We start from the raw sequence: 236 nt of genomic DNA, 5'->3' as shown, positions 1-236 counted from the left end.
CGACAGCCGCTTCGGCCAGCGCTTCAGCGGCCAGGGCGTCTACGCCGAGCTGCTGGCACGGCGCTTCCAGCTGGCCTGCCGGCGCGCCGGCTTCGATCCCCGCCGTGACGACCCGCCACTGGACATCACCCGCTTCCGGCGTCCCCCGCCGCCCGCGCCGGTGCGACCGCCGTCGCCGCAGGGCGAGCTGTTCTGAGCCGGCTCAGGTGCCGTAGAGCGCCTGCGCGGACTGGAAC

The 236-nt window shown here is 75.4% G+C and carries 1 protein-coding gene; it reads left to right on the top strand.

Features of this window, described 5'->3' with window-relative positions:
* Positions 1-196, top strand: a 196-nt coding sequence (locus SB773_RS34665; protein WP_410595089.1) for a hypothetical protein, incomplete at its 5' end; no start/stop codon positions are given.
* Between the last annotated feature and the right edge of the window lie 40 nt (positions 197-236).

This window comes from Bacillus sp. SIMBA_074 (assembly GCF_046534555.1).
GTDB classification, from domain to species: Bacteria; Bacillota; Bacilli; order Bacillales; family Bacillaceae_G; genus Bacillus_A; species Bacillus_A mycoides.
This window is presented reverse-complemented; position numbering and strand designations above follow the sequence as displayed.